The sequence below is a fragment of the Bradyrhizobium sp. SPXBL-04 genome (assembly GCF_051853035.1).
GTDB classification, from domain to species: Bacteria; Pseudomonadota; Alphaproteobacteria; order Rhizobiales; family Xanthobacteraceae; genus Bradyrhizobium; species Bradyrhizobium zhanjiangense.
Map to the genome: position 1 here is coordinate 3,088,293 of NZ_CP182472.1, position 23,269 is coordinate 3,111,561.

The window sequence follows — 23,269 nt, forward strand, 5'->3', positions numbered from 1 at the left end:
CGCAGCTCTCTATCTAGTTTATCGCCTGAGGTTGCATCTCACTACGAGCTCGTTTTTGCTCGCGTTCTTGCTGCTGGTCCATGGACCAGCGTATCTCGTCTATATGCTTTTTCGGGGAGGCGGATCGATTATTTACGAGCGTATTGCTCACGAGGCAAACTTTGAATCGGTAGTTGTCTCGCTGAATGTGTCGATCGCATTGATGTTTCTTTGTATTATCATCGGCATTGAAGCTATGGATCGCTTAATGCCGGCAGGAGCCAAGCAGCTTTGTCTCGGTCTGAGCGCTTGGAAAGACCAGCGCCTTGAATCAGGAAGGCGCCGGCCCTGGCTGCTTCTGACGGTCATTACGTTGACAGCGGCGTTCATGGCGATTGTCTCTCTCAAAGAGCATCATTTATCCGTCATCAAAGGCTATCTAGCCGTCGCCGGTGACGAGCTTGAAAAGATTGCTTACAGGCAACAATTTGGAGGCAGCCAAAGCTACTCTTATCGAGTCCTTCTCGCTTCGATCGCTCCCATGTTAATTGTGTGGGGTGGGTTTTCGGCTTGGATCCAGAGATGGTGGCCACTCCTTATCGCGACTGTGGTGCTGGTCGCGCTAACACTCGTCGGCAAGCTCGAGACGCTCAGCAAAGCGCCGGCCGCGCTCTTCATAATTCAGCTTCTTCTAGTGGCGTACCTAGCTCGCCGGAACGATGTCACATGGAGAGTTGGATTTGCAGGTCTTGTCATTGTCAGCCTCGTGTTCTATCCGATCATTCGCGTGGCAGTCCCCGAGACTCAGGGCTTGGACGCTTTTGGCTTTCTTTACTATCGAATATTCGATAACTCGAACGAGGCGGTGTTGGAGTTCTTTGCAACATTTCCCCACCGCATGCCGCACAGCTGGGGAGCAAATATCCGGCCTCTCGCGTTTCTTTTGGGGATGGAATATGCGCCTTCATACTTTGAGGTACTAAGGCTTTGGCATGGCGCCGGCGGATCAAGCGTGACCGGCATGTTTATTGCTGATGCTTGGGTAGATTTCTCGTATGTCGGGGTGATTTTGTTCAGCAGCTTGGCTGGAGCAATCTGTAGGGCTATTGACATAGTCTTTTTGGCGCGAGGCAAGACCGTCGTTTCTCTTGCAGTCCTCGGGAGTGCGTTCATCGGAGCTTACAATTTGACGATCTCCGCGCTTCCGGCAGCCTTTCTCTCAGGCGGCCTGGTGACCGCGCCTTTGATAGCGGTCGCGATCCTGAAGTTGCAGCACCTCCTGGAGGGGCGTTCGCAGGTCGCAAGTGTCGCGCCGCGACGCATGGCAAAAGGGGAATTGGGCTAGCTCAATCTTAAAGCGGTTCAGCAAATGAATCTGGATTACTGGGCTCAGCGTATCCTGAAGCGTGCAACATGCGAGCTCGATCGTGGAGCTCGGCTGACCGGTAAAGCGCGCGTACGCAACATTGCGGGCGACAGTTCGCTCATTACCATAGGCCAAGGCAGCATAATCCAGGGCGAGCTTCTCACATTCGCGCATGGGGGAAGGATACGGCTCGGACAATGGTGTTACGTCGGCGAGCACTCCCGCATTTGGTCCGCGGCGGAAATTGCCATAGGCGACAGAGTGCTGATCGCGCATTCGGTTAACATATTCGACAATCTTACCCATCCCATTCATGCAGCGGCCCGTCACAGCCAATTCAAGATGATCGCGCAAGCGGGCCATCCACGTGAGCTCAACCTTGGCGAGAAGCCGGTCAGAATTGAGGATGATGTCTGGGTTGGGGCGGGATCCTTCGTTCTGCGGGGTGTAACGATAGGACGGGGTGCGATCGTGGGGGCGGGAGCCGTCGTTACAAGCGACGTCCCTGCCTACTGTATCGCGGCTGGCAACCCGGCTGCCATCGTGCGGGAGCTCTCGGCGGATGAACGCTGATGGGAGTTGAAGAATGCGGTTATTCCAGAATATCGGGCTCGGTCCGGCGTACTCGAACGTATTTCGTCGGTTTGTATCTCCGCGGTCGTTTGAAGAAGGTATTAGGCTCTTTCTAGAGCATCGCTATGGAGCCCCGCACATTCTCGAGCCCATTGAAACGCAGCAGTCGGACGCATTTTGCGCCTTGGGAGACGAGCCGCGCCTGCAATCATTGTGGGCCTCGGAACAAGGGCTAGCGACTCGAGATCTTGAGCAAATATTGCTCGCGCAGATCGAGCACCACAGGGCGGAAGTCTTCTATAATCTCGATCCGATGCGTTACGGCAGCGCGTTTGTCCAAAGGCTGCCGGGCTGTGTGAAAAGGACCGTCTGTTGGCGTGCTGCCCCATCCGGTAATGCCGACCTGAGCCAGTACGATCTCGTCGTCTGCAACTTCCCGACGATATTAGCCGACTGGCGGAACAAGGGCTGCCGCGCCGAATATTTCTATCCTGCGGTGGACCGTGTGATGGGGGAGTATGGCTATCGCGATCGTCCCATCGACGTGCTGTTTTTCGGCAGCTATTCCCGTCACCATAAGGCGCGTGCTAAGGTTTTGGAAGAAGTTGCCCAGTTGTCAAGTGAACGGAAGATTATCTACTGTCTGGATGCATCTCGTTCGACCCGGCTCGCAGAAGCTTTTCCGGCGGGACTTATCAGATATCTCGACAAATACCGTCGGCCACCGGCGATCGTTGCCGTTGCTCGCGCCCCGGTCTGGGGCAGGCAGGCTTACGAACTCCTGGGGCAAGCGAAAATCGTGCTCAACGGAGCCATTGATATGGCGGGAAACGACAGAGGAAATATGCGCTGCTTTGAGGCAATGGGATGTGGTGCGCTGCTACTGTCGGATGAAGGCCAATACCCGGATGGGATGCAGGACGACACTACAATCGTAACATATCGGACACCGGAGGAGGCCAGAACTTTGGCTCATACCTACATCTCCGACGGAGAAACGCGCTCGAAAATCGCGGAGCGCGGCCGAGAAGCTGTAAACAGGCTGTACAACAAATCAATGCAGTGGCAGCGATTCAACGAACTCCTATCAAATATGTGAACCAATGCATCTTCATCCTCTGGTTTACCGAATTAAGCGCGCCGTAGATGCAGCGGCCACTCCGCTCTATCGGCTACGGGGCTCCCGGCCTTGGACGGTCGGTTATCATACGACGAAGCAACGCGCGATCGAAGTCGCACTCGAGACTGGTGCGGTGAGCGTGGGTAAAGAGCTTCCGCCGCTCTTCGGAATGGCTCTGGACGAGCGGGTCGTTGAATATGCCTGGGTGTTTGGTCACCTTCGCCGAGCAGGGACGGTCGGCCGGCTGCTCGACGCTGGCTCGATCTTTAATCACGACTATCTTCTCAATCGAGCGCCCCTGAAGGGAAGCGACCTCACAATCATGACCCTCGCGCCCGAGAAGCATTGTTTCTGGCACGATGGGATTTCTTACGTCTTTGGCGACCTGCGTGACAGCTATTTCAAGGACGGAGCCTTTGACACGATCGTCTGCATTTCCACGATTGAGCATGTGGGGCTCGACAACACGCTGCTCTACACGGCGGACCGCGAGCGCGATGAACGCGATGAAAGGGGTTTTATCGCCGCGGCGCGGGAGTTCCGCCGCATCATCAAACCGGGAGGAGTGTGCTACATTTCGTTTCCGTATGGAGAGCGGCGCAATCTGGGGTGGTATCAGGTTTTTGATGGTGCGATGGTAGAGCAGATCGTCGAGGCGTATGCGCCGAGCGCGCACAGCATTGAATATTTCGGTTATTCGGCCAAAGGCTGGCGTCGAGCTTTGGCTGCTGAAGTCGCACATGCCGTTCCGTTCGACGTGCATAGCGGAACCGGAAAAGGTGATGACCGTGCAGCGTCTTCGAGGGCAATTGCTTGCCTGCGCCTTGTGGCGTAGAGCCAACGTTGATCTTCTGAACCCGAGAATGCCATGAGCGTCGATCAAAAGTTTTCATCTTGGGAGGAGGCCGTGCTGTGGCTGCGGGACCAGCCCGATCGCCGGCAGCTGGTCCTTGACGCTTATTATGACGACCCTCTGCTCGAGGCGGCCGAACGTTATCGTTCGAGCGAGGAGTGGCGACACATTTCCTCGTATTTGAAGGGCCGAGGCGGAACCGCGCTGGAAGTCGGGGCCGGACGGGGTATTGCCAGTTATGCCCTCGCACGGGAGGGATTCGGCGTCGTTGCATTGGAGCCCGATCCAGGTCGCGTCGTCGGCGCAGGAGCCATACGCGATCTGGCTTGTCGAAGCGGGCTTTCTATCGAAGTCGTCGAGGAATTCTCGGAGCGCCTGCCGTTTGATGATGCCTCTTTCGATGTGGTTTTTGCCCGAGCGGTACTGCATCACACCCGGGATCTGAATGTGGCCTGCAAGGAGATGCATCGGGTTCTCAAGCCGGGAGGAGTTTTCGTTGCCGTACGGGAGCACGTCATCAGCCGGGAATCCGATCTCGACACTTTCTTGAGGCAGCATCCGCTGCATCATCTCTACGGAGGCGAGCATGCCTTCTTGTTAAGTCGCTACGTCGACGCTCTAAGCGGAGCCGGCTTTTGCGATACGACCATTCTCACGCCGCTCCGGAGCCCGATCAATCTCTTCCCATATACGGCCGACGCGTTTCGCGAAGCAATCGTCGAAAGGCTCTCTCGAGTGCTTCCGCTCCGGTCGGTATGGCAAACGATCCTGAGATGCGATCGGCTTTTTCGTATGATGCTGTCGGTTGCAGAACGTTTTGATCATCGGCCGGGACGCCTCTATTCGTTCATCGCGCAGAAGGCGGCGGTATGACTATTTGGGTCACCGGCGCGAATGGCTTTATTGGACGGTATCTCGCCAGATCACTCGCTGATGCCGGCCATGCCGTATCTGGCGTAGGCCATGGTGCGATTGGGGAGCCCGACAAGCAAAACCTCGGTATACGCCATTGGCTCAATGGCGAGATCGAAGCTGCAAATCTTCATGCATTGGCTGCGCGCACCGGTATGCCAACGGTAGTATTTCATTTGGCCGGCGGATCCTCGGTGGGATTGTCTATCATCCAGCCATACGAAGACTTTTCGCGCACGGTGGCGACGACCGCGCGCCTGTTGGATTGGCTGCGAACCACCGCACCGGGATGCCGGCTCGTGGTCGTTTCTAGTGCGGCAGTCTACGGCGCCGCATACGAGGGCCCAATTTCGGAAAGTGCCGCGACGCAGCCGGTATCTCCGTATGGAGAGCACAAGCTGATGATCGAGAACCTTTGCCGCAGCTACGCGACTACGTTTGGGTTGCGCAGCACGATCGTGCGGCTGTTTTCTGTCTACGGAGCGAACTTGCGCAAGCAGCTCCTATGGGACCTTTGCGTGCGCCTGCGTGACGGTGCGCGTTCGTTGACTCTTGGAGGAACGGGCAGAGAGAGGCGCGATTGGACCGAAGTACGTGATGTGGCGCGGCTGCTGGCGTATGTTGGCAGCAACTCTCCCGTGCAGCCAGTTGACATCCTGAACGGCGGATCGGGCGTTGCGACCACTGTTGCAGATATCGCGCAAACCGTTGCGGACAGTTGGGATGAGGGAATTTCGGTCGCCTTTTCAGGCTCGGTCCGGACTGGTGACCCCTTCAGCCTGGTCGCTGATCCTGCACGATTGAACGCCCTGCCCTTCGAGTGGAATATTCCGTACGATGCCGGCGTTGCCGAGTACGTGGCTTGGTTCAAGGAGCAATTCCGTTGAGCCGGGCGTCCCTGAGAGTTGCATTCACGTTCATTCCGCGCCGTCTCCATGCCGGCGGATTCAACTACCTCCGGAACCTGCTTACTTCGCTGGATAGATTTCGTCCCGGGGAATTGGAGCCCGTGATGTTTGCGGGGTTGTCCGATGACAACGATGAACTGGCGAGCTTTGCGGCAATCCCGGGCGTCAGGGTTGTGAAGGACAGGGCTTTCGAACGCAATCATTCGGGCGTGCCGAACGCCCTCCTTGCAGGGATCGATTTCGCCGCCGTGGCCGCCTTCCGATCGGCGAACGTTGACGTCGTGTTTGAGCACGCGCGCTTCTTTGGCTGGCGGCTTCCACTCCCCGCTGTGGCCTGGTTTCCGGACCTGCAGCACAGGAGTCTTCCTCATCTCTTTTCGAGAGCGGCATGGTGGCGTCGCGAGATTGGTTTCCGCGCGCAACTCGCGTCGGGACGCTCCGTCGTCCTAAGCAGCCAAAGCGCCCTCGACGACTGTCGGCGCTTCTATCCGCGTGCTAGAAACCAGATGTCGGTTGTCAGATTCGCCAGCCGCCCGACGGATGATCTTCTCGCGGCGAACCCGCACGAGGTCATCCGCCTCTACGATCTGCCCGAGCAATACTTCTATTTGCCCAATCAGTTCTGGCGACACAAGAATCATCAGTTGGTTCTCGATGCACTGGCACTTTTGGCGAACCGGGGGATAAAGGCCGTCGTGGCGGTATCAGGTAGTCCCGACGAGCCACCCGAGTATTTCAAAGCGATCATGCGGGAAGTTGAGGAACGCGGGCTCAAGGAGAATTTCCGATACCTCGGGATGCTTCCTCTTGAACATGTTTATGCGCTGCTCCGGTCTTGCACGGCCCTCATGAATCCCTCGCGCTTCGAAGGCTGGAGCACGACGGTGGAAGAAGCGAAATCGTTCGAAGTGCCCATGATCGTTTCGGATCTGGCGGTACACCGCGAGCAGACGGGTGGCGCGGCGCTCTACTTCAACGTTGAAGATGCCGCGGCTCTTGCGGGGTATCTTGCAGAAACCGTCTCCAGGGATGAGCCGCTCCGTGTGAGGCAGTTGGGATCTTCCGTCGAAACCCGAGTTGCCAAGTTCGCAGAAGATTTTACGGATGCCATCAAGCGCGCAGCTGCGAAGGATTCTGCGCCTTCCCGAGCCGTCGAGTAGGCGCGCCGACCATCCTGTCGGCACCTTTACGGCCCGTGTGCTTCTGCTTCGGTTAAGCCCGCCTGACGCTGCTCACGACGCGACGATAGCGAGCAAGCGCGACTTCCTCGGAGTATTTTCGGGCAACTTCGGCTGCACGAAGGCCCTTGTCTGTTGTCGACTGGCGGTCTCTGGCGGCCTCGCGGATCGTGCGGGCAAGCTCTGCCGGGCTTTCCGGCGGAACGACCCATCCGATTGTCTCTTCATTGAGCACGAGAGCTCCCTCCGAGTTTGGTTCGGAGGCCATGATCACGGGCCGGCCCACAGCGAGGATGTTGTAGAGGCGGCTAGGGATCGAAGCGCCGGCCACATTGCGGCGATAGGGAATGATCCAGAGATCAGCGGCGGACAGGAATTCGACGAGTTCATTCTCGGCGACCGGGCTCAGAATGGTAACGTTCTCGAGTCTGTCCTTCGCGAACAGATCGTTCAGGTCCTTCCAACCCACGCCCCATCCGGACAGGATGAAGTGGATATTTTCGTCGTCGCGCAGCAATCTTGCCGCCTCAAATACGGTCGCAGGATCGTGTGTGAAGCCGAGATTGCCGGATAAGCCGACGATGAGGCGCGACGCATGAGGCGCGCGAAATTGGTTGGCGGGATCAATCTGGCGATATCCGATTGGAATCAGCGCCCAATTGGGGATGTAGTGGATCTTGCCGGCATCGACACCTCGATACTTCTGGATAAGGGGAGGGACGTCCCGTCCAATGACGATGATGGCATCCAGGCGCCTGAACAACTGAGTATTTGCGGCGTGAATTAGCCGGGCCGGAAAAGACTTGGACTGCACGATGCCGGCCGCTTCAAGAACCTCGGGATAGAGGTCGTAGATGAGGAGCACGGTGGCAGCTTTCTTCAGCTTGGCTGCGAGGAGAACGGTATAGGGCAGAGTGAAGGGGGTCGTAACGCAGAGCACGATATCTTTCGGACCTGCGCGCTTGAGAACGGAGAAGAACATCCGCGCCGCAAGCAGGCAGATCGCCACGGAGCGCTGCACGAGAGCGGTGCCACTCGGATTCCAGGTCCCTATCTCGACGACAGCTGGTTTGCCCGGAGGGTTTACGCCGCCTGAACCGGGTGTTGCCGAGATGACGACCGCCTGATGGTCGACGGCTAGTGTGTCGGCAATCCTTCCGACATAAACTGCCGTTGTGCTCGTATCCGGCGGATAGAATTGTGCTGCGATGACCAGCTTCGCGGGCTTTTCCATGTGTCGATTGATCTTCGCCGTTCAATTTCGGGACGCTAAGGGCGCGTCGGCTCGTTGCTCCGTCAAGGACGCCGCATAGGCGCGACCAATTCCATCTTCGAGCGATGTCTGCGCGCGCCAGCCGAGGTTCGCGAGGCGGCTCACGTCCAGCAGCTTGCGCGGCGTCCCATCGGGCCGGGAGGCGTCGAACTTGATCTCGCCGTGATAGCCGACCACCCCGGCGACGACGCGCGCGAATTTGCCGATGGTGATATCCTCGCCGGTGCCGATGTTGATCAGCGCCGCGCTCGAATAGGTCTTCATCAGGTGCATGCAGGCATCGGCCATGTCGTCGACGTAGAGGAACTCCCGACGGGGCGTGCCGGTGCCCCAGACGATGACGCTTTTCGCGCCGGAGATCTTCGCCTCGTGAAAGCGGCGGATCAGGGCAGCGACGACGTGGCTGAATTGGGAATGATAGTTGTCCCTTGGACCGTATAGATTGGTCGGCATCACGCTGATGAAGTCGCATCCATACTGGCTGCGATAGACCTTCGCCATCTTGATGCCGGCGATCTTGGCAATCGCGTAGGGCTCGTTGGTCGGCTCCAGTGGGCCGCTGAGCATCGAATCCTCGCGCAAGGGCTGCTCGGCGAGCTTCGGATAGATGCAGGACGAGCCCAGAAACATCAGCTTCTTCAAGACGTTCAGATGCGCCGCATGTATCACATTGGCTGCGATCGCGATGTTGTCGTAGCTGAACTCGGCGCGTAGCGTATCGTTGGCAACGATGCCGCCGACCTTGGCGGCAGCAAGAAATACGACTCGAGGCCGCATCTTCGCGAACCAGCCGAACACGGCAGCCTGGTTGCAGAGATCGACCTCGCGACGATCGGCCGTGACGAGCTTCACGTCTTCCCGGGCCAGGCGGCGCACCAGCGCGCTGCCGACCATGCCGCGATGGCCCGCGACGTGGATGGTCTCGCCTGCCAGCTTAAACGGTACGTTTACCACCAGCCATGTCCCGCTTTGCCTCCGCCAGATCGCTCGCCACCATCTCCTCGACGAGCTGCGCAAACGTCCGCTTCGGCGTCCAGCCGAGCGCCGCGCGTGCTTTGCTGGCATCACCGACTAGCAGGTCGACCTCGGTGGGGCGGAAATAGGTCGGGTCCACGCGCACCACGGTCTTGCCGCTCTTGGCATCGACGCCGGTCTCGTCAATCCCGGAGCCACGCCATTCGACACGGCGGCCGACCTGCGAGAACGCCAACTCCACCATCTCCCGCACCGAACGCGTCTCCCCGGTGGCGAGCACGAAATCGTCGGGCTTCTCCGCCTGGAGAATCTTGTGCATGCCCTCGATATAGTCGCGAGCATGGCCCCAGTCGCGCTTGGCCGACAGATTGCCGAGATAAAGAATCTGTTCGAGCCCGACCTCGATGCGAGCCACGCCGCGCGTGATCTTGCGGGTGACGAAAGTCTCGCCGCGGATCGGGCTCTCGTGATTGAAAAGGATGCCGTTGCTCGCGAACATGCCGTAGGCCTCGCGATAATTCACCGTGATCCAGTAACCATAGAGTTTCGCCACACCATAGGGCGAGCGCGGATAGAATGGCGTGGTCTCCTTTTGCGGGATCTCCTGGACGAGACCGTAAAGCTCGGAGGTCGAGGCCTGATAGAACCGCGTTTCCTTCTCCATGCCGAGAATGCGAATCGCCTCCAACAAACGGAGCACGCCGATCGCGTCGGCATTGGCAGTGTATTCTGGGCTCTCGAAACTGACGGCGACGTGGCTCTGGGCGGCGAGATTGTAGATCTCGGTCGGCCGGATCTGCTGGACCAGGCGGATCAGATTGGTCGAATCCGTCATGTCGCCGTAGTGCATCTGGAACGGCACGTCGCCGACATGCGGGTCCTGATAGAGATGATCGACGCGCACGGTGTTGAACGAGGACGAGCGGCGCTTGATGCCGTGCACGACATAGCCGAGCGACAGCAGGTACTCGGCAAGGTAGGCGCCATCCTGGCCGGTTACGCCCGTGATGAGAGCAATGCGTCTTCCACGATCATTACTAACGGTATTCATCTGGCTCCGAACACGTTGGACCGCCGAGGGCAGGTTGCGAAACTCAAGCTGGATAGCCCAGCAGTTGGAGAAAATCCACTGGACCGAAGCGTGTGGCGTCACGATCAGGAGGAAAAGCGGCTACGATCACGTGGGCGCTGGTTCCCCAACGCCGATCGGACAGCCTCTGCTTTTTCCCGTTGCCGGACAGTTCTTTGGCGGATGTCTCGGAAATCGCTCCGGACCGGCATAGCCGGTTAAGCCAGCGGACTCAACTGCCTTCAAATCCCCTTCTCGCCAAGCACGGGGCGGGGCGAACATTCAGGAAGTGCGTTCGATCGGCGCACATGCCGGATTGCCGATCCACCTCGGCGAGCCGAGGAGGAGCCCCCCGGGCGCAGGCCGGCACCGCTCGCCCCCCGTGAAAGGATGCCGGTTATCGATACGAGATGGGTATCGCTGATGCCATCTAGGATTTCCATTTTTTGAGACCTCGGGTTTGGACAGCATCAATCCTGTGCCAGACAGATAACTTAAAATTGTGCTGCTTCCCACCAGGCAGTATTATCGGGAAGACCGTCGATTGCGGCAATAGCGAGTTTCTGTGCAGAAAGCCTTGAACCGTGCTCGATCCATTGGGCCGCTGTTCGTCGTTCCGGCGATTTACGTCTTTTTCGAAAGTGTCAAGACGGTCTCGCTGAAGGGCTCTTTTGGAGAGTTCGTCGATCCGGACGCTGCATATTACATCGCTTGCGTCAATCTGCTGGCGGGCAACAACCTCCATTTCGTGCTGCACCCCGGAATTGGCATCATATATTTCGGCGCGGCTGTTCTCGCAATCGCCAAAGCCGCCCTCTATCCGGGATGGCTGGGCGCACAAGCACTACTGCATTTCGATGAGCTCGCTCAAATCATCCGGCTGTCCTTGGTTCTCGCGGTAGCTGCCGCCACGATCGGTGCAGGATTGATCGTCCTGCGCGGGACAAGGGATCGCGGTTCCGGGATTGCGCTCCAGCTCGGACTTTTTGCAACGGCCGCCGCATTGACATATGGCGGCCGCATAATGCCAGAGTCGCTTCTGATCGCGATCGGCATCGTGCTCGTTGCGGTGACTTATTCGGCGGTCCGCGGCGAATTCACTCGCCGTCGCTTTGATGTTGCTGCCGGCGTGCTCGTGGGCATCGGCTTGTCGACGAAGGTCTTGTTCGCACCCTTTCTGCTCCTCTATCCGATAGCTGCCGGACTCCGTTCCCGGGCGCAGACGACCTATTGGATCTGTGTGTTGCTGAGTCTGACGTTGCTGGTTTGGCCGCTCCACTCCGAACTCGCGGTCTTCGGTACCTATATGAAGGACATCGTGAGGCACAGAGGGCCGTACGGCTCCGGTCTTCCCGGCTTCCTGGATTTCGACGCCGCCGCTGTCGCTTTGACCAATCTTGCCCGGGATTATGGCATCCAGATATCGGCGGCATTCATCTCATTTGTCGTCGCGTTCACCTTCCGCCGGTCCGACCAGGGAGCTTTCCGAATCTTGCTCGCTGTGACCGTCGTTCTGTGCGGTTCAATCGCGATGATCGCGAAGCAGTATACCGCATACTATCTTGTTCCCGGGCTGGCCATGGTGCCCTTCATGGTGGCCTTGGCCTTCACCCGTGCTCCCATCTCTTCGAAATTTGGATTCGTCGCCTGGCGGCTCTGCGCAGCCGTCCTCATCCTGGGCTGTGTTGCCGGTCCCGCGGAGCAGGCCTGGGGGTGGTATAAAGGAGCGCTGTCGCAGAACGCGGACGAAAGACGGGTGGTTTCGGGACTGGCCAAATTGCAGGCGGCTTGCTTTCTTGCGCCGTCTTACAGCGTCGGCATGTATAACTATCCGATCGTGTTCGGGTTTCTGTACGGAGCTCGGCTGGACGATCAGGTTGCCTTTTTTGATGCCGCGCTCAAAGAAGCATTTGGCGGAATGTTCCCAAATTACGAATATTTCGAGCAGAAGGTCTTCAGGCCGGGTGCGATGGTTGATTTCAACGAATTCGTAGGACCTGACGCGTGCGCGGCAGTTGTCAGCAGCTATCCTTTGAATCGAGATTCCGCCGTGTTCAGGGAACGCGCCACGGATCTATGCAAAGTCGGCCGGCTCAACATATTGTTGATCCGGCGCACTTGCGAGGAGGTAGACCTCCCCAAAAGCGAGGTGCAGACGCAGGTGCAGGGGCAATGAACACAGCGCAGAAAATTGCGATCGCTCGCAAGATTTACAAGCTCGTGCGATCGATGCGATCGGCGTTGGGGCTGAAAGATACGGTCGTTGTCTCGCGGAACGGCATTGTCTACGAGCTGGATTTGTCCGAAGGAATTGACCTGGCGATCTACCTTAACGATTATTTCGAAAGAAATACGCGTCGAGCGCTAGACCGGCTCGTGGTTCCTTCGAGTGTGGTTCTGGACATTGGCGCAAACATTGGGGCGCACACTCTCCATCTCGCAAAGCTCGTTGGCCCCGAAGGACGCGTTCTGGCATTCGAGCCGACGGACTTTGCGTATGGCAAATTGAGCCGGAACATTGAGCTCAATCCGACGCTCGCGCCCAGAATCAAGGCGTCGCAGTCGTTCGTGACCTGCGACACAGGAAGCAGCGTTCCGGAGGAGATCTACTCAAGCTGGCCCCTCGAATCTGGTGACCAACTGCACGCGAGGCACCTGGGACGCAAAATGACCGCCTCGCACGCAAATGCCGTGAGCGTGGATGGCTTGCACAGCGAGATTGGCGATCGCGTCGTAAATCTCATAAAGCTCGATGTTGATGGGTTCGAATGCGACGTGCTTCGTGGCGCGCGCGAGACCTTGAGGGGGCCGCGACCAGTCTTTGTAATGGAGCTTGCCCCCCACGTCTTGAACGAACGTGGCTCTTCGTTGGACGAGCTGGTGTCCTTTTTCGTGCCGAATGGCTACCTATTTCACGATGAGCGATCTTTTGAGGTGCTCCCATCCACGGCTGAGGGATTGAGTCGGATGATTCCGACGAATGGAAGCATCAATGTTGTTGCGCGACCGAACTAACCGAGCATTGACAAGCACCGGATCATGATGCGGCAATCGAACAGAAGCTCCACTCAGCATGGGCTGCTTTCGAATCGGAAACGGGAGCTGCTCCAGCACGTCGAAAGCACAGCTGATGACCAGGAGGACTGGCGGAAGCTAAATTCCGCTTACTACGAAAGCGACCGTAGCTTCGTGCAGTTCCTGATTCCGTCGGGCAAGAGAGTACTGGAAGTAGGGTGCGGCCGGGGCGATCTTCTGAATGCGCTGGAGCCGTCTCATGGTGTCGGGATCGATTTCAGTCCGACCATGATCGCCAAAGCGAAAGAGCGTCATCCACATCTCATTTTTTTTTGCGAGGACGTCGAGCAACCCGGCGCTTTTGAGAAGCTCGAGGGGACGTTCGACTACATACTGATCGCGGATACGATCGGGATGCTGGAGGATATAGACGGTACGATGCGTGCGCTGCATCGCGTGTGCTTGCCGTCCACCCGTCTCGTGATTGCTTACTACTCGCCGCTGTGGGAGCCGATTCTGAAGCTTGGGGAGCTTTTCAGGCTCAAGAGTCGTCAACCGGACATCAATTATCTCTCCGGCGCCGACTTCATCAACATGATGGATCTTGCAGATTTCGAGGTCCTGAAGCTCGAGCGGAAACAATTGCTGCCCCGCAGTTTGCTCGGGTTCGGCACCTTTGTTAACCGGTTTATCGCGCCGCTTCCCTTTATTCGTGCCCTCTGCCTTCGCACTTACGTCGTTGGGCGGCCGATCAGGCGAGACTCGGATCGATCCTTATCGGCAAGTATCGTAATCCCTTGCCGGAACGAGAAGGGGAATGTCGAGAATGCCGTTTGCAGAATGCCGAAATTCGGCCTCCATCAGGAACTGATCTTCGTAGAGGGCAACTCGACGGATGGCACCTATGAAGAGTGCCTGAGAGTGCGAGATGCTTACAAGGATCAGTGGGACATCAAGGTCTTCAAGCAGGACGGGAAGGGCAAGGGCGACGCGGTACGAAAGGGATTCGCGGCCGCCAGTTGCGATGTCCTCATGATTCTGGACGCCGACCTGACCATGCCTCCAGAGGATCTGCCAAAATACTACTTCGCCATCGAGAGCGGAAAGGCCGAGTTCGTGAACGGGACGCGCCTTGTTTATCCAATGGAAGACGAAGCGATGCGTCCGCTCAACTTGTTGGCAAATCGCTTGTTCGCGTGGTTGTTCACGTTTCTGGTCAATACCCGTCTAACCGATACCCTGTGTGGTACAAAGGCATTGCTGCGCAGCGATTATGAAGAGCTGGCCCGGAATAGATCTTATTTCGGAGAGTTCGACCCGTTCGGAGATTTCGACCTCATCTTCGGTGCAGCGAAGCACAATCTGAAGATCATCGAGGTGCCGATCAAGTATAGGGCGCGTACTTTTGGTGAGACCCAGATATCGCGTTTCGGAGACGGCTGGCTGTTGTTCAAAATGGTATGGTTCGCCTATCGCAAACTGAAGGCTATTTGAGTCCTGCTATGGGTGCACTGCGTGAAGGACTTGATCAGCGACAGGTTGGCCATAGAGGCGTTTGGGCGCGCAAAGAGACCATCCGACGAATATACCGCGATTATCACCGCAGATTGCTGGAGTTCTGTCCCCAAGGAAGACTGCTCGAGGTGGGAAGTGGTACGGCACACATAAAAGAGATCAGAAGCGACGTCGTTTCGACCGACATCCTGGGGTTTCCCGGCATAGATGTCGTGGGGGATGCGCATTCTCTCCCGTTCGCGAACGAATGCTTTTCCGGTGTGGTGATGATCGACGTACTTCATCACCTGGAGCGTCCAATCGAGTTCTTGAGGGAGGCAGGTCGAGTTCTTCAACGTGGCGGCCGGTTGGCGATGATCGAACCGGCCATGACCATGGTGGCTTACCCGTTTTATCACTACCTTCACGAGGAACCGGTTGATCTGAAGGTCGATCCGTTCGCCGCAGTGAGTCACGACCCCCTCAGAGACCCTTTCGACGCAAATCAGGCCATTCCCACGCTATTGTTCGCAACAGACCAGGCGCGGAAGCGGCTCGAAGCAGAGATCGAAACATTTCGCGTCGTTGAGGTGGATTGGCTGAGCTTGTTTGCGTATCCCCTCAGCGGAGGCTTCAAAGAGTGGTGTCTGATGCCGCCGAAATTGTTGGATCCGTTGTTGACGGTTGAGTCGGTGATGCCGAAGTTTGTGCGAAGGAATGCCGGATTTCGCATTCTCGCTGTGCTAGAGAAAGTGTAGCCTAGAAAAGACTTGCCCTGGAGCGCTTCAGGGACGGCAGCCCGGACGAGATGCGTGATTTTGATTGATACTTTCTCCGGCGCCATCTGAGATGCGCCACGCAATGCCTCAGCCGCGTGTCCGCGGTTTTTTGCGCCAGTCAGATCTAGAGGCTGGACCTCAACGGCATTTGCAAGATGAAGCCCGCCGTGTTTTTTGACCGCCCCAGGGAGCGCCACCGCGAGACCGAGTACGGGTATGCAGCAGATCCTCGACGTCGGCCGTGGGGCGCGCGGGCTCGAGGAAGGGCCGCATTGACGATCATGCCAACTGGCGCGGCTACATCAGGACGCAGCTCAGATTCGCATTTCGAAGCAACATAAAGGGGCTGGGGATTTCGCGCTGCCTTAGCGAAGTGAGCAATGACATTCGTCCGCCGACGGATAATTTCTTGTTAGATTCAAGCCGATCGCACTTATGAGCGGTCTACGCCAGAGTCGCCACGCGGCGATAATTCAGAACGAGCTTCCCCCACTTTCGTCGCCTTCTGTTGCGCGCGGTTCACAATGCCCCCGGCAACACCCACTCCAATGACGTACATCCAGCCCTCGTGGAAATCGAAGAGATGGGAGTTAAATAACGAGGTGAAGATGTTCTGTACTACCACCAGCAGACCGATCCAGTAGGCTAGTCCGTCACCACGAAACAGCAGCAGATGTAGTATCCAGATCGCGTATAGAACGACGATGCCCATTATGCCCCATTGCACAGCCACATGCAGCGTCTGGTTATGCGGGTTCGGAAACATCCTGACACCTGGAACCCATGAGGGCTCTTTCGAGGCCCTCTCGAATAGTCCCTGCGAGGAGCCGGTACCATGTCCCTTTAGTGGAGCCTGCCTGAAAAACTGGACGGCATAACGCCAATATTCTAGACGCTCTCCCATGGATGTTGGTACGCTCTTCTCCATATAGAGCTGGTAATCCTGCGAAAAGGTATCGGCCGTCTTGCGCAGTTGCGGTGAGACGTGCCAAGCGATAACGGCTAAGGCGAGCAGCGAGACGGAGATGATAGCGATGCTGCGCCACCTTAAATGAAGCAAACCAAACATACCTATCATGATTGGCACGGTGACCAACGCGGTGCGGGAGACCACGACGAAGGCCATGTTGACCAAGCCCGCGCTGCGAGCGTTCGAAATGGTAGAGCAGCACGGGCAATACGAGCAGAACAATATAGGCTTGCTCTTGAGGCCAGCGCGATCGTCGGAATGGCTAGGCGGCCAAGGCGAGCAGCCAACGCGGTGGGGTGGATGAAAAGGGCATCTTCAAGTGCAATTCCAATGGTTTCCGAAGGAATTTCAGACCAGGGCGGATGGTATCTTCGTGTATCCGTCAAGAGCTTACTCTGGTTAATCTTTCTAATTGCAACAGCATTGTTCGTCGCCCTCTACGTTCCTTGGTGACCTGCCAGCGCGGTCTTTCTCGAGGAACGAGGCCGCGTTGCGAAGGTGGCCTCAACGTTGTTGTTTTCGCGAAACGCGTTGAACTCTTTCAATAGGGACAACCGCCGCAGCTGCGCCCCACTGAGTAGTGATTCGAACAATGAGAGGGACCTCCCGTGCCTGAACATAAGCTTCCATGCTGACGGCGTGTTGGTCGAACCCGTAGGCTTGAAGACGGGCGTCGATGTCAGCTGCGGCGTTCGGGTCCAGCTGATGCATTCTGAACGGTGTAGAATTCGGCAACTCTTCGCAATTCGGGAGAGTTGCCTGCCACATCAATGCGGCGGAGGATTATCTCGATTGCCTTCTGGCGGTACGTCGTTAGTAGCCGGTGACGCAGTACCCGATAGCGCTGGATTTCCCAAGATAACTCAGCGATGTCGATAACGAGCAGACATTCAATCGCGGATTGCGGATCAACATCGCGGAAGATTGCAGCCTGGAGTGCGCGTGAACGTCGCCGGATGTTTCTGAAGGATGTTCCCAGGGTTGAGACCGTGCGGCCGCTGACATAGGCTGCTGGTCTGCCCCGCCTCGACAAAGGTGTTCTTGAGAGGAAGGCTGATCTTTGCCCAAGGCGAGCAGTCCGTCGCCGCCCTCCTGTAAGGCTAGCTCGCCCAAGAGCCGGTCCAGGAGCTCGGCGGAGCGTTCGGGCGACACACTGGGGGCCGGTTCAGGACGCCCCCAGGCGGCTTTCCTTTCGGCCCCGGCGGGCTCTGAGGCTCGCGGGCCGCCGGAGGCCCCGCCATGACATCAGGCGCATCCAAATCGTCTTCCCCCCCGGCAATTCCAACGAGGGCGAATAGGGCATAACGGCGGGCATAGGTCAGCGCTGCCCCCATCCGGTGCGGCGCTTCGACGTCCTTCGAGGCACAGACCGGTAGATCCGAGGAAATCCATTCTCCGGAGGGTGGGCAAGCAGGGTGGTCAGATGGATCTGGCCGGTGATCTGCTCGATCCGGGTGGTCTGGATGGTGGCGATTTCCTGCTGGCTTAGCGTCTTGCGGACGATGTCGAGGCCGGAGACCAACGACGCGTAGCGGAAGGTTCGATCTTCCTCCCGCGGGAATGGCGACCGGATCACGGCGGTCAGGGTCTTCTCGGGATTCGTCAATTCGGCCTTGGCCCGGGCGAGGGCTCCCGCGATGGTCCCGATGCGCTCACTGGATTGATGCATGGGGTCCCTCCGTCGCCTCGGCCTCAAAGCTGACCGCGCCGGACTTGGAGCGCTTGGCTTTGATCCCGTGCCCGGTCGCTTCCTTGGCGTCTTCCGGCATGAGTTTCTTCAAGTCGGCCTTCGCTGCCTCATGCTGCCCGTGCGCGTCTCGGGTTCGCAGATAGGTAGCTGCCAGTTCGGCCCATTGGTTGGAGGTGGACATATCGACGACTTTAACGGCCTCCAGCCTTTGGGCGGGGCGTCTCGATGTTGAACAGAACGGGCGGCTCGCCGCTCTGGACGCAGAGCCAGAACTTCTTCTCGGCAGCGAGGAGGAGATGCTGGTAGAGCGGGTCGGCGTGGATCTTGATCTCGACCCATTTGCCGCCCCCGGTGATGATCGAGAGCACCCATTGCGGGCGGCGATGACCCACATATCGTGCTGCAGCTGAGCCATATGCTTCTCGGCCGCCGCCTCCTCCGTGAAGGCCCAAGGCAGCATGAATTTGGCTTCGAAGAGGACGCCGGTCTGCTCGATGGTCCCATCCAGCGTTGCGGCCATCCATCTGTGCACGGGATGGCGAACACGCTTCTGGATGTCCTTGACCCTGTGACCGCTTGCGCGCTGGTACCAGGCGCGGTTCAAGACCTCCGTCATGGTGCCGAGCTGAACGATCAAATTGTCTGAGAGATCCTGCGGCTCCGCTTCGCCGCGTTTTTCGCGCCAAAGGCGGATCAAGCTCTCTTGATCATCCCCCATGATGATGCGGGCGTCTGAACCGCGGATGAAATGGCGGCGGTCGTTCGGGTTGAACCTGATGATATGATTTGGCGCGTCTGCGCCATTCGTTTGAACGGTAGTCACCGGTATCTCCTACGCAAGAACAAGCGGCTTTAAATGCCGCACTGCCCGAAGCCCCGCGTCCGCGAGGCGAGATACCGGCGCTATGGTCGGCGTTGGCGCTCGGCCGACTCAGTAACGCTCCAATCGCACCGGAATGCCAGTCTTTTCTGCAGCAATCTTATTGCTCGTCTTAGCGGCAGGAATGGCTCTTGTTCTCACGCGCTTAGGGCAAGGACAACGGGAGGCGGACCAGCATCAAAGCGACAAAACGAAGCCAATTTACGCTTCAACAGCAAACAGCTGGATGCAAGAGGCGCGGCGCAGAGAAGGATCCTGTCCAACCGCGCGACTTGTTGAAATGTAGCAGTGATTGTCGGAAGATCAGCAGTATTCCTCCGAACGTGGGTAAGTGGGCTTTGAAGCGTCCAGCAGTTTTCTTTGATCGTGATGGCGTCCTCAATGAGGACGACGGCTATGCTTTTGATCCGGACAAGGTCCGGTGGGTGGAAGGAGCCCAACAAGCCGTAAAGGCAGTCAATGACGTTGGGTATTTTGCGTTTGTCGTAACGAACCAATCAGGGATTGCGAGGGGCTTTTACGAGGAGCGGCATGTTCGCAATTTGCACGAATGGATGTCGCGTGAGCTTGCTATTGGTGGTGCGCATATCGATGCGTTCGAGTTCTGCCCACACCACCCCGATGGACTGATCGAGCGATACCGTGTCGTCTGCAACTGTCGCAAGCCGCAGCCGGGGATGATTAGAGCTCTGCTTGAGCGATACCCGGTGGATATCGATGCTAGCTTCATGATCGGGGATAAGCAGAGCGACCTTGCTGCAGCGCAGGCGGCCGGCATCGCGGCCTATCTGTTTGATGGGTCTAACCTCCATACCTTCATCGCCCCGCTGTTGACGGTTTGGTCCCACGATCCTCATCAATTACTGTCGCATCGCGGAGTTGCGGGAACAGAGGATTGATGGCGTCGATTCACGGTCGACGGATCGGTCGATTGCTAGCTAGCGAGATCAAGGAGGGAAGTTGGCGTCAAAGCGACAAATCGAAGCCAGTCGTGCAAACGCAGCGAAGAGTACCGGCCCGCAAACAAGTGCTGGCAAAGCAATATCGAGCCGCAACGCTTATCGGCATCGTTTATCTCGTTGGACGATTCCGATGGTTCTGGTTTCGCCGGGTTCGATGCAGTGTTTGCGGAGGAGTTCAAAAAGGCGTGGGTATGGAGATCGCGCTTCAAGATCTGGCTCAAGCCAGGAATCGACAGGATCGCCTGCGAGCTCCTCGGCTAGGTCTGATCTTAGCTGTGATCGAGGGCGCTGAAAAAAACAAATGAGGCTTCTGCAGAGCTTGGAACGCTATGAGAAGGCTGCCCTGTCGCGGCAGCGGCGAGGGCTCAAACGCATGAAGCGGAACAACGGAGAAGACCTCAAGCTGCGAAGCAGGAATTCAACAGTTCGGGCTCAAGCCGGAGAATAGCATCCCGATTGGACAGCATATGCATCACTGCTAGCATTTAGTTCGAAGACTTGGACGCTGCATGAACTACATTTTTCCCCTGCTGGCGGTGGTCATCACCATCGGTCTTTTCCTACTCTACGCGATGGTGCGGCCGAACCTGCGTCGATCCCGGCCCGCCGATGAGGTTCCTCACCGGCCCGATTCTAGTCTGAGATAGCCGACCAAGCTACTTGGATCGGCACTTCGGCGGGGAGCGACTATACGAGGCATCGAGCGGCCGGCGACGCGCAGCGGCGCATCGAAAAAACCGAAATTAAACTTTGCGTCGTCGGGCAAAACAGTGGTTCATAGGGTGTGTTCAGACAATTTACCGTTCGTCCGCGATCACCTTGCCGTCGTTCGGCAGCACGCCGGGGCTGACCAGCTCGACGTTGCCGCCGAGCTTCGTCACGGCACGCAAGGTGGCGGCGATCTCCTCGCGCAACGTGTCACTCGCAGCCGTCGTTTCCGCTTTCAGCGTCATTGCATCGGTCTCGCCCTGGCGCGTGACGACGAGACGTAGTCGTCCGAGCTCGGAATGGCGCTTGCCGATCTCGGCGACCTGCTCGGGCCGGACGAACATACCCTTGACCTTGGTGGTCTGGTCGGCGCGGCCCATCCAGCCCTTGATGCGCATGTTGGTGCGTCCGCACAGGCTGACGCCCGGCAGGGTCGCGGTGAGGTCGCCGAGCGCGAGCCGGATCCAGGGATGGTGCGGGTCGAGCGAGGTGACGACGATCTCGCCGACATCGCCCGGCGCAACCGGATCCCCGGTGCCGGGCTTGACGATCTCCAGGATCAAGTCCTCGTTCACGACCATGCCTTCGCGGGCTTCGGTCTCGAAGGCGATCAGGCCGAGATCGGCGGTGCCGAACGCCTGGTAGGCGTCGATGCCGCGCGCCTTGATCTCGGCCTGGAGCGAGGGCGGAAACGCCGCGCCCGAGACCAGGGCGCGCTTGATCGAGGAGACGTCACGGCCGGCGCTTGCCGCGGCATCGAGCAGGATCTTCAGGAAATCCGGCGTGCCGCTGTAGCCGACCGGCCGGTAAGCCTCGATCAGCTCGAACTGTTGTTCGGTATTGCCGGGACCCGCCGGGATCACGGCGCAACCGAGCGCGCGTGCCGATGCATCGAAGATGAAGCCGCCCGGGGTAAGGTGGTAGCTGAAGGTGTTGAGCACGATGTCGTCGGGGCGGAACCCGGCTGCGAACAGCGCCCGTGCGCCGCGCCAGGGGTCGGCCTGGCGTCCCTCCGGCTCGAAAATGGGCCCAGGGGAGGTGAAGAGGCGGGCGAACGACCCCGGCGCGGCCGCCACGAAGCCGCCAAAGGGCGTGGAAGCCTTGTGCAGCGCCGGCAGTTCCGATTTGCGCAGCACCGGCAGGCTCGCCAGCGCCTCTCTAGACCGCACTGAGGCGGGGTCGAGGCCCCTCAGCCGCTCGGCATAAGCTGGAGCGGCCATCGCGCCGCGCAGGACCTCCGGCAGCCGGGAAAATAGCTCGGCCTCCCGCGCGCCCTGGTCGCGCGTCTCGAGGGCGTCATAATGGGCGGTCATGGCTGATCTTTCGGAGTTGGCATGGTCCGTTGCACGCCGCCGCTGGCATCGGTATCAGACGGCCATTGGCGAGGCTTGAAGGGGACGCGATGGCGGACGAAGGAATTATTGCGGCGAACGAGGCGACGGACGTCGCCGCGCGCCTGAAACGCCGCATGATCGAGGAGGCGCTGCCGCTGTGGTCGACCGTCGGCTGGGATCACGCCACGGGCGGTTTCATCGACCGGCTGCACCGTGACGGCAGGGCGGACGTGGCCGCGCCGCGGCGCGTGTTCGTGCAGGCGCGCCAGATCTACTGCTACGCCAAGGCCGCACAGATGGGCTGGTATCCGGAGGGGCGCGCCATCGCGCTGAAGGGGTTGGAGCATCTGCTGGCCAAAGCGAAGGCGCCCGACGGCCGGCCCGGCTATGTGCACCGGCTGACGCCGGAGGGGGCGGTGCTGGATGCGCGGCGCGATGCGTACGATCACGCCTTCATCCTGTTTGCCCTCGCGACGGTCTACGCGCTCGACCAGGATGCGCAGGTCCGCGCCGAGATGGACGCGCTGCTTGCCTTCCTCGACGGCCATCTGCGCTCGCCGCATGGTGGCGTGCACGAAGGCCTTCCGGTCTCGCTGCCGCGCCGACAGAACCCGCACATGCATCTGTTCGAGGCAATGATCGCGTGCTTCGACGCCACCCACGATCTGTCGTTCCAGAACCGCGCCGGCGAGTTCTTTGCGCTGTTCCTCGCCAATCTCTATGACAAGCGGAAGTGCGTGCTCGGCGAGTATTTCGAGGAAGACTGGTCGAAGATCGAGCCGATCAGCGTCGAGCCGGGTCACCAGGCGGAATGGGTCTGGCTTCTGAAGGGTTTCGAGCGCATCACGGGATGCCCGACAGGGCAGCGGCGTGCCGAACTGCTGGCGACCTCGCTGCGCTACTGCGACGAGGCTACGGGCTGCCTGATCGACGTGGGCGATGACGCCGGCAACATCCGCCGCAGCACGCGTCGGCTGTGGCCGCAGACTGAGATCGCGAAGGCGTGGATCGCGCAAGCCGAGTCCGGCGAGGCGGGTGCGGCGGGTGAAGCGCGCGCAGCGCTGGCGAGGCTCGAACGGCATTATCTCAGCCATCCCGTGAAAGGCGGCTGGTACGATCAGTTCGACCGCGACGGCAAATCGCTGATCGACACCATTCCTGCGTCGTCGTTCTATCATGTTCTCTGCGCAGTCACGGAAGCGGAACAGGTGCTGGGCTAGGCTCGTTGCGG

At 58.7% G+C, this 23,269-nt stretch carries 19 protein-coding genes and 2 pseudogenes; 13 read left to right on the forward strand and 8 right to left on the reverse strand.

Features of this window, described 5'->3' with window-relative positions:
- Positions 1–55: 55 nt before the first annotated feature.
- From ACNJX8_RS14395 to ACNJX8_RS14425, 7 genes are all read left to right on the forward strand, one after another.
- Entirely contained in the window at positions 56–1,324 is a 1,269-nt protein-coding gene (locus tag ACNJX8_RS14395; protein WP_439361161.1) for an oligosaccharide repeat unit polymerase, read from the forward strand.
- A 24-nt stretch (positions 1,325–1,348) separates the two neighbouring features.
- Positions 1,349–1,918 carry an acyltransferase gene (locus ACNJX8_RS14400; RefSeq protein WP_439361162.1) on the forward strand — a complete coding sequence of 190 codons (570 nt, stop codon included), beginning with the start codon at positions 1,349–1,351 and terminating at the stop codon, positions 1,916–1,918.
- A 13-nt stretch (positions 1,919–1,931) separates the two neighbouring features.
- Positions 1,932–3,017, forward strand: coding sequence for a glycosyltransferase family protein (locus ACNJX8_RS14405; protein WP_439361163.1), 1,086 nt, complete (start codon positions 1,932–1,934; stop codon positions 3,015–3,017).
- 154 nt (positions 3,018–3,171) lie between these two features.
- Positions 3,172–3,873, forward strand: coding sequence for a hypothetical protein (locus ACNJX8_RS14410; protein ID WP_439361164.1), 702 nt, complete (start codon positions 3,172–3,174; stop codon positions 3,871–3,873).
- A 33-nt stretch (positions 3,874–3,906) separates the two neighbouring features.
- Complete coding sequence (locus ACNJX8_RS14415) at positions 3,907–4,764, forward strand: class I SAM-dependent methyltransferase (protein WP_439361165.1); 858 nt, start codon at positions 3,907–3,909, stop codon at positions 4,762–4,764.
- Entirely contained in the window at positions 4,761–5,690 is a 930-nt protein-coding gene (locus ACNJX8_RS14420) for an NAD-dependent epimerase/dehydratase family protein (RefSeq protein ID WP_439361166.1), read from the forward strand. Before ACNJX8_RS14415 ends, ACNJX8_RS14420 begins: the two co-directional genes overlap by 4 nt.
- 125 nt (positions 5,691–5,815) lie before the next feature.
- The gene (locus ACNJX8_RS14425; RefSeq protein ID WP_439361167.1) at positions 5,816–6,871 is read left to right on the forward strand and encodes a glycosyltransferase; all 1,056 of its coding nucleotides are present in this window, start codon (positions 5,816–5,818) and stop codon (positions 6,869–6,871) included.
- Positions 6,872–6,923: 52 nt separating this feature from the next.
- On the opposite strand, the gene ACNJX8_RS14430 is transcribed toward ACNJX8_RS14425, so the two are convergent.
- From ACNJX8_RS14430 to gmd, 3 genes are read right to left on the reverse strand one after another with little or no spacing between them, the layout of a single operon-like run.
- Entirely contained in the window at positions 6,924–8,123 is a 1,200-nt protein-coding gene (locus ACNJX8_RS14430; protein ID WP_091891820.1) for a glycosyltransferase family 4 protein, read from the reverse strand.
- A gap of 21 nt (positions 8,124–8,144) precedes the next feature.
- Positions 8,145–9,116, reverse strand: a complete 972-nt coding sequence (locus tag ACNJX8_RS14435; RefSeq protein ID WP_439361168.1) for a GDP-L-fucose synthase family protein — start codon at positions 9,114–9,116, stop codon at positions 8,145–8,147.
- Positions 9,097–10,188 carry a GDP-mannose 4,6-dehydratase gene (gene gmd, locus ACNJX8_RS14440; RefSeq protein WP_091891826.1) on the reverse strand — a complete coding sequence of 364 codons (1,092 nt, stop codon included), beginning with the start codon at positions 10,186–10,188 and terminating at the stop codon, positions 9,097–9,099. Before gmd ends, ACNJX8_RS14435 begins: the two co-directional genes overlap by 20 nt.
- Before the next feature lie 583 nt (positions 10,189–10,771).
- Here gmd and ACNJX8_RS14445 point away from each other — a divergent pair.
- Genes ACNJX8_RS14445 through ACNJX8_RS14460 form a run of 4 tightly spaced genes read left to right on the forward strand, consistent with a single transcriptional unit; the run spans position 10,772 to position 15,473 of the window.
- On the forward strand, positions 10,772–12,382 hold the full coding sequence (locus ACNJX8_RS14445; RefSeq protein ID WP_439361169.1) for a hypothetical protein: 1,611 nt from the start codon (positions 10,772–10,774) through the stop codon (positions 12,380–12,382).
- Positions 12,379–13,221 carry an FkbM family methyltransferase gene (locus ACNJX8_RS14450; RefSeq protein WP_091891832.1) on the forward strand — a complete coding sequence of 281 codons (843 nt, stop codon included), beginning with the start codon at positions 12,379–12,381 and terminating at the stop codon, positions 13,219–13,221. Before ACNJX8_RS14445 ends, ACNJX8_RS14450 begins: the two co-directional genes overlap by 4 nt.
- A 24-nt stretch (positions 13,222–13,245) precedes the next feature.
- Positions 13,246–14,715: a glycosyltransferase gene (locus ACNJX8_RS14455; protein WP_439361170.1), complete on the forward strand. Its 1,470-nt coding sequence runs from the start codon at positions 13,246–13,248 to the stop codon at positions 14,713–14,715.
- 8 nt (positions 14,716–14,723) lie between these two features.
- Positions 14,724–15,473: a class I SAM-dependent methyltransferase gene (locus ACNJX8_RS14460; RefSeq protein WP_439361171.1), complete on the forward strand. Its 750-nt coding sequence runs from the start codon at positions 14,724–14,726 to the stop codon at positions 15,471–15,473.
- A gap of 454 nt (positions 15,474–15,927) precedes the next feature.
- Here ACNJX8_RS14460 and ACNJX8_RS14465 read toward each other — a convergent pair.
- From ACNJX8_RS14465 to ACNJX8_RS14480, 4 genes and pseudogenes are all read right to left on the reverse strand, one after another.
- Positions 15,928–16,626: pseudogene (locus ACNJX8_RS14465) on the reverse strand (O-antigen ligase family protein); the annotation flags it as partial.
- A 938-nt stretch (positions 16,627–17,564) separates the two neighbouring features.
- On the reverse strand, positions 17,565–17,852 hold the full coding sequence (locus ACNJX8_RS14470; RefSeq protein WP_439361911.1) for an ERF family protein: 288 nt from the start codon (positions 17,850–17,852) through the stop codon (positions 17,565–17,567).
- A complete protein-coding gene (locus tag ACNJX8_RS14475) occupies positions 17,783–18,133 on the reverse strand; it encodes a hypothetical protein (protein WP_439361172.1) in 351 nt (116 codons plus the stop codon). The genes ACNJX8_RS14470 and ACNJX8_RS14475 overlap by 70 nt, the downstream gene beginning before the upstream one ends.
- A pseudogene (locus ACNJX8_RS14480) lies at positions 18,117–18,935 on the reverse strand (YqaJ viral recombinase family protein). The gene ACNJX8_RS14475 and the pseudogene ACNJX8_RS14480 overlap by 17 nt, the downstream one beginning before the upstream one ends.
- Before the next feature lie 437 nt (positions 18,936–19,372).
- On the opposite strand from ACNJX8_RS14480, the gene ACNJX8_RS14485 reads away from it, so the two are divergent.
- A complete protein-coding gene (locus ACNJX8_RS14485) occupies positions 19,373–19,933 on the forward strand; it encodes a D-glycero-alpha-D-manno-heptose-1,7-bisphosphate 7-phosphatase (RefSeq protein WP_091891841.1) in 561 nt (186 codons plus the stop codon).
- 860 nt (positions 19,934–20,793) lie between these two features.
- Here the strand turns inward: ACNJX8_RS14485 and ACNJX8_RS14490 are convergent.
- On the reverse strand, positions 20,794–22,017 hold the full coding sequence (locus ACNJX8_RS14490; RefSeq protein WP_439361173.1) for a phenylacetate--CoA ligase family protein: 1,224 nt from the start codon (positions 22,015–22,017) through the stop codon (positions 20,794–20,796).
- Between the two features lie 89 nt (positions 22,018–22,106).
- On the opposite strand from ACNJX8_RS14490, the gene ACNJX8_RS14495 reads away from it, so the two are divergent.
- Positions 22,107–23,258 (forward strand): AGE family epimerase/isomerase, encoded by a 1,152-nt coding sequence (locus tag ACNJX8_RS14495; protein WP_439361174.1) that lies wholly within the window; start codon positions 22,107–22,109, stop codon positions 23,256–23,258.
- Positions 23,259–23,269 lie beyond the last annotated feature (11 nt).

What these genes read in the sequence shown, in the direction of transcription:
- ACNJX8_RS14400 (WP_439361162.1), top strand. Translation starts at nt 1,349, where the DNA reads ATGAATCTGGATTACTGGGCTCAGCGTATCCTGAAGCGTGCAACATGC.
- ACNJX8_RS14405 (WP_439361163.1), top strand. Translation starts at nt 1,932, where the DNA reads ATGCGGTTATTCCAGAATATCGGGCTCGGTCCGGCGTACTCGAACGTA.
- ACNJX8_RS14415 (WP_439361165.1), top strand. Translation starts at nt 3,907, where the DNA reads ATGAGCGTCGATCAAAAGTTTTCATCTTGGGAGGAGGCCGTGCTGTGG.
- ACNJX8_RS14420 (WP_439361166.1), top strand. Translation starts at nt 4,761, where the DNA reads ATGACTATTTGGGTCACCGGCGCGAATGGCTTTATTGGACGGTATCTC.
- ACNJX8_RS14425 (WP_439361167.1), top strand. Translation starts at nt 5,816, where the DNA reads ATGTTTGCGGGGTTGTCCGATGACAACGATGAACTGGCGAGCTTTGCG.
- ACNJX8_RS14430 (WP_091891820.1), bottom strand. Translation starts at nt 8,123, where the DNA reads ATGGAAAAGCCCGCGAAGCTGGTCATCGCAGCACAATTCTATCCGCCG.
- gmd (WP_091891826.1), bottom strand. Translation starts at nt 10,188, where the DNA reads ATGAATACCGTTAGTAATGATCGTGGAAGACGCATTGCTCTCATCACG.
- ACNJX8_RS14450 (WP_091891832.1), top strand. Translation starts at nt 12,379, where the DNA reads ATGAACACAGCGCAGAAAATTGCGATCGCTCGCAAGATTTACAAGCTC.
- ACNJX8_RS14455 (WP_439361170.1), top strand. Translation starts at nt 13,246, where the DNA reads ATGATGCGGCAATCGAACAGAAGCTCCACTCAGCATGGGCTGCTTTCG.
- ACNJX8_RS14460 (WP_439361171.1), top strand. Translation starts at nt 14,724, where the DNA reads ATGGGTGCACTGCGTGAAGGACTTGATCAGCGACAGGTTGGCCATAGA.
- ACNJX8_RS14475 (WP_439361172.1), bottom strand. Translation starts at nt 18,133, where the DNA reads ATGCATCAATCCAGTGAGCGCATCGGGACCATCGCGGGAGCCCTCGCC.
- ACNJX8_RS14490 (WP_439361173.1), bottom strand. Translation starts at nt 22,017, where the DNA reads ATGACCGCCCATTATGACGCCCTCGAGACGCGCGACCAGGGCGCGCGG.
- ACNJX8_RS14495 (WP_439361174.1), top strand. Translation starts at nt 22,107, where the DNA reads ATGGCGGACGAAGGAATTATTGCGGCGAACGAGGCGACGGACGTCGCC.